The following is a 5669-nucleotide window of genomic DNA, read 5'->3' as shown; positions in this document are numbered from 1 at the left end:
TAGAACATTCGTTTTTGCTGGAGTCGTTTGTGCGTGCCCGTAGCCCTCGTTCATCTGCACAAGGCGGTTTCCGCCATGGGACGAAGCGTCCATTGGCTGTGTCGCTACCTTTTGGGATCGCCAGGCTCGACACGCATCTGGCCGACAGCGGATTGCGTGTCGACGCTTTGCATGAAGCGGCGGCAATGGGAATGGACTGGGGTGACGATGCGCCTGTGTCCTTGTTTCTGGCCGGCATTGCCGCACGCAATCCTGGCCCTGTCCTGTGGCTCGTCCGCCGTCGCGATCTGTTCGCGCCCGCTTTATCGCAGGCGGGATTGGCCCCTGAACGGCTGATCCATGCCGAGGCGCGTGATGATGCCGAACTGCTGGCGTGCATGGAGGACGCGCTACGCCATCGCGGACTGGCCGCGGTAGTCGGCGATGTCAGAAAAGCCTCGCTGACCGCGACACGGCGGCTGCAACTCGCGGCCGAGGGCGGCACGACGCTGGCTCTTCTCAGGCGCAGTCCCGCACGGACTGGAGAAGATCCGCTCGCAGCGCCGTCGGCGGCACTGACACGCTGGCGGATCGGTCCGGCGCCATCGGCGCCTTTGCCGGTCGCTGGTGTCGGCCGCGCCCGTTGGCAGGTCGAACTGGTCCGCCAGCGGGGCGGCAATCCTTTCGAACTGATGGTGGAGGCTTGCGATGAAACGGGTCGCTGCGCTCTGGCTGCCGAACTGGTCGATCGACCGGATACAGCGCGCCGAGCCAACTCTCGCGCCGCAGCCTGAGCAGGTTGTCGCCGAGCCGGACCTTGCCGAACTGCGCTCGGCCGCGCAGACGGAAAAGACCCTGCAATGCGACGCGCCGAGGAACAGCGGCTGGCGGCCCGGTACGCGCTGGGCGCGGGAGGAAGCGGCGCGACAGGTCGCGAAGCTGCCGCATCACCAGAAACCGCCGATGCGCCTGCTGGGCCGGTCGAGCGAGGCGGGCGCGCCACCGTTCCGGGCGATGGAAAGGCGTGGTTCGAACGATCCGCACGCTTCAGTGCCGAACATCGCCACTACCTTTCACGATGACATGAAGCTTTCTCCCTCGACGGCGAGAGGCATCGCGCTTGTCACGGCGCACAGGATCGCTGCCCGGATCGAGATCGCCGCTGCATCGCCCGCTGCCAGGGCGTTGGGAATCATACCGGGCATGGCGCTGACCCAGGCACGCGCGCTCGTGCCGCAGATTGTCGTGCGCGATGCCGATCCGACAGGCGACGCGGCCGATCTGCATCGTCTGGCGGTCCTGCTGGCTTTACGCTGGACGCCGATAGTGGCCGTTTCCGATGTGGACGGGCTGTTCCTCGATCTGACCGGCGTGGCGCATCTGCGTGGGGGCGAGCGGCGCATGGCCGAACGGCTGGTGCGGCTGCTTTCGCGTCGAGGGATCGCGGCGCGGATCGCGGTCGCCGACACGGCGGGCGCGGCATGGGCGCTGGCGCGGTATTCGGGGCAGACGGTAACGATCTGTCCGCGCGGCGATCATGCAGAGGCGCTGACCCCGCTACCCGCCATGGCCTTGCGATTGCCGGACGCCACGCTGGCCTTGTTCCGGCGGCTGGGGATCGCCACCATCGGCGACGTCGCGGCGCTGCCCCGTGCACCGTTCGCGCGCAGGTTCGGTGTGGAGGCAGCGCGGCGACTCGATCAGGCGCTGGGGCGCGTCGCCGAACCGCTCGATCCGGTCCTGCCGCCACAATCGATCCATATCACCCAAGGCTTTGCCGAGCCGATCGCCACAGCGGAGGCGATCGAGCACTGGCTGGGCGAACTGGTGCCGCGCCTGACCGAGGCCTTGGCGCAGGCGGGGTTGGGCGCGCGCGTCCTGTTGCTGTTCGCGGAGCGGGTCGACGGGCGCCCCCAGATCATCCGGCTGGGCCTTGCGCGGCCCACCCGCGATCCAGCGCATCTCCTACGTTTGATCCGGCGCCGGATCGAGACGATCGATCCCGGTTATGGCATTGATGCGCTACGCCTGCATGTTCGTCACGCCGAGCCGTTGGTGCCGCAACCCTTTGACGAAAATCTGGAAGAAAGAGCGCCCGATCTAGGCCCGCTGATCGATATGCTGGTCAACCGCTCGTTGCCGGTCTGGCGGGTGATGCCGGTCGAAAGCGACGTGCCGGAACGCAGCGTCGCGTGCCGCCCCCCGCTCGATCCGCCCGCTCGTGCCGCAGCGCCCTTGAAAGACGACGATGTGCGGCGGTTGGACGTGCGCGCGCCCGACCATCCCTGGCACCCGTCGCGCCCGCGTCCGGCCTGTCTGCTGCGGCGTCCCGAACGGCTGGATCATGTCATCGCCGAACTGCCCGATCTGCCGCCGCGCCGTTTCACCTGGCGGGGGTGCACCCATATCGTCACGCGGGCCGACGGGCCGGAGAGGATCACCGGCGAATGGTGGAAACGTGGAAGCGAGCGTGAGGCCTTGCGCGACTATTTCCGGGTCGAGGTCGAGGATGGCCGGCGTTTCTGGCTGTTCCGGCGGGGAGATGGCGAGCGCGGTGAAACCGGTGACCTGAGCTGGTATCTGCACGGACGGTTCGGATGACCTATAGCGAGCTTCAGGTCACGACGCATTTCAGCTTCCTGCGCGGCGCCTCCAGCCCGCACGAACTGTTCGCGCAGGCGGCGGCGATGGGGATGGCCGCGCTTGGCGTCACCGATCGCAATTCGGTGGCGGGCGTGGTGCAGGCGCTGCACGCTGCCGAACAATTGCAGGGTCAGGTCGCGGTGCCGCCGCGTCCGGTATATGGCTGCCGCCTCGATCTGGTCGACGGCGCATCGCTGCTTGTCTGGCCGGAGGACCGGGCAGCCTGGTCGCGCCTCACGCGCATGCTCACTTTGGGCAAGGGACGCGCCGACGCGCAGCGGGGGGAAAAAGGCAAATGCTTCCTGCATTGGGACGATGTCGCCGCCCATGCCAAGGGGCTGGTCGCCGCGCTGGTGCCCGGCGCGATGCCGGACCCGGTCCAGCTTGGCTGGATGGCGGAGCTGTTCCCCGGCCGGGGGCATATATGCCTGACCCACTGGCGGCGGCCGGGCGAGGCGCTGCGCCTGCACGAAACCGCTGTTGCCGCCCGCGCGCACGGGCTGACCCCGCTCGCCACCGGCGACGTGCTGTATCATGCGCCCGACCGACGCGTCCTGCAGGACGTCATCACCGCCATTGGCGAAAAGACGACGATCGACGAACTCGGCTTTCGGCGGGAACGCCATGCCGGACGACACCTGCAGCCGCCGGAGCGGATGGCCCGGCTGTTCCGCGACCATCCCAATGCGCTGGCGGCGGTGGAGGCGATCGTCGAGCGCTGCACCTTTTCGCTGCGCGAGTTGCGGCACCAATATCCAGACGAGCGGGTTATGACCGCGCACAGCCCGCAAAAGGCGCTGGAGAAAATGGCATGGCGGGCGCTGAACGCGATGACGCCGGGGCGAAGGCCCGAACCGCGATACCGCCGGTTGCTGACGCGCGAACTGGGGCTGGTGCGCCACTGGGGTTATGCCGCCTATTTCCTGACGGTGCATTCGATCGTCCAGTTCGCGCGCAGTCAGGACATCTTGTGCCAGGGGCGCGGATCGGCGGCCAATTCGGTGATATGCTACGTGCTGGGCATCACCTCGATCGATCCGGTCAAGCACCAGCTGCTGTTCGAGCGCTTCCTGTCGGAGGACCGCCGCGAGCCGCCCGACATCGACGTCGATTTCGAACATGAGCGGCGCGAGGAAGTGATCCAGTGGATCTACGGCACCTATGGCCGCGACCATGCCGCGCTGACCGCGGTGGTTGCCCGGTTCCGCACGCGCGGCGCGATCCGCGAGGTCGGGAAAGTAATGGGCCTGCCCGAGGACATGACCGCCGCCTTGGCCAGGCAGGTCTGGGGTTGGTCGAACGACGGCATTCCCGACGATCATGTCGAGGCGCTCAACCTCGACCGGAATGAGCCGCGCCTCGCGCTCACGCTCGAACTGGCGCGCGAACTGGTCGGCACGCCGCGCCATCTGTCGCAGCATCCCGGCGGCTTCGTCCTGACCCGTGATCCGCTCGCCGACCTGATGCCGGTCGAACCCGCCGCCATGGTCGACCGTCAGGTGATCGAATGGGAAAAGACGGATATCGAGGAACTGGGCTTCATGAAGGTCGATATCCTCGGCCTGGGCATGCTGGGCTGCATGCGCCGCGCCTTCGACTTGCTGACCGAGCACAAGGGGATAACGCTGGACCTCGCCAGCCCCGTCCTTCAGGCGGAGGACGAGGCGACCTTCGACATGATGTGCCGCGCCGACACGCTGGGCGTGTTCCAGATCGAAAGCCGCGCGCAGATGTCGATGTTGCCGCGGATGCGTCCGCGCAATTTCTACGATATCGCGATCCAGGTCGCGATCGTGAGGCCCGGCCCGATCCAGGGCGACATGGTGCATCCCTATCTCAAACGGCGCGAACTGAAGCGGGCCGATCCGGGCATTATGTTTGACTATCCCAGCCCGAAATTGAAGACCGTGCTGGAAAAGACCTTGGGCGTGCCGCTGTTTCAGGAGCAGGCGATGCAGGTCGCCATTCTCGGCGCGGGCTTCTCACCTGGCGATGCCGACAACCTCCGCCGCGCGATGGCCACCTTCAAGATGACCGGCGGCGTCGGCGAGTTTCGCGAAAGATTGATCGCCGGGATGCTTAGGAACGGGATTGCGCTGGAATTCGCGGAACGACTGGTCAAGCAGATCGAGGGCTTCGGCAGCTATGGCTTTCCCGAAAGCCATGCGGCGAGCTTCGCCAAGATCGCGTATGCGTCGTCCTGGATGAAATGCCATCATCCCGATATCTTCTGCGCCGCATTGCTCAATGCTCAGCCCATGGGCTTCTACGCACCAGCGCAGATCGTGCGAGACGCACGCGATCATGGCGTGGAACTGCGTCCCGTCTGCGTCGCGGCGAGCGAATGGGACACGGTGCTGGAGGAAGCCTGCGGTCCGGACAGTTCCACAAGCCCAGACGGATCGCCGCTCTGGCCGCTGCGTCTTGGCCTGCGTATCGTCACCGGATTATCGGCGGAGGATGCCGGGCGCATCCTGCTCGCGCGTTCCGAAAGACCGTTTGCGGACATCGCCGATCTCTGGCGGCGATCGGGCGTGAAGGCGACGGCATTGGAGAAGCTGGCGCAGGCCGACGCCTTTCGTGGTTTCGGGCTCGACCGGCGGGCAGCGCTGTGGGCGATCCGGGGTTTGGGCGAACGACCCCCGCCGCTATTAGCTCTGCTCGACACGCAAGAGCCGCCAACGCTGTTGACTGCCCTGACGGCGGGACGTGAGGTGGTGGAGGATTATCGCGCGACCCAGCTCAGCTTGCGCGCGCACCCGCTCAGTTTCCTGCGGTCTGAACTGGCGCGGCGCGGCGCGGTGCCGTGCGGTTCGCTTGAAGCCATGAAGGACGGTAGTCGGGTAGAGGTGGTGGGCATCATCCTCGTCCGCCAGCGCCCCGGATCGGCGAAGGGCGTGCTGTTCCTGACGCTGGAAGACGAAAGCGGCATCGCCAATGCCATCCTGTGGCCCGATCGCTTCGAAGCGAACCGGCGCACCGTCATGTCGGCGGCGATGCTGTCCGTCACGGGGCGGGTGCAGCGCGAGGGGACCGTGCTCCACGTG

3 protein-coding genes are annotated in these 5669 nt (G+C 66.9%); all 3 read left to right on the top strand.

The window, feature by feature from the left end:
- Positions 1-98: 98 nt before the first annotated feature.
- Positions 99-773 (top strand): ImuA family protein, encoded by a 675-nt coding sequence (locus tag VL973_RS08255; protein ID WP_325283548.1) that lies wholly within the window; start codon positions 99-101, stop codon positions 771-773.
- Positions 688-2580: a DUF6504 family protein gene (locus VL973_RS08250; protein ID WP_325283547.1), complete on the top strand. Its 1893-nt coding sequence runs from the start codon at positions 688-690 to the stop codon at positions 2578-2580. Before VL973_RS08255 ends, VL973_RS08250 begins: the two co-directional genes overlap by 86 nt.
- The coding region (locus tag VL973_RS08245) for an error-prone DNA polymerase (protein WP_325283546.1) at positions 2577-5669 on the top strand (3093 nt) is incomplete at its 3' end. The genes VL973_RS08250 and VL973_RS08245, both read left to right, overlap by 4 nt.

Source organism: Sphingomonas sp., from assembly GCF_035490575.1.
Lineage (GTDB): Bacteria > Pseudomonadota > Alphaproteobacteria > Sphingomonadales > Sphingomonadaceae > Sphingomonas.
This window is presented reverse-complemented; position numbering and strand designations above follow the sequence as displayed.

What these genes read in the sequence shown, in the direction of transcription:
- VL973_RS08250 (WP_325283547.1), top strand. Translation starts at nt 688, where the DNA reads ATGAAACGGGTCGCTGCGCTCTGGCTGCCGAACTGGTCGATCGACCGG.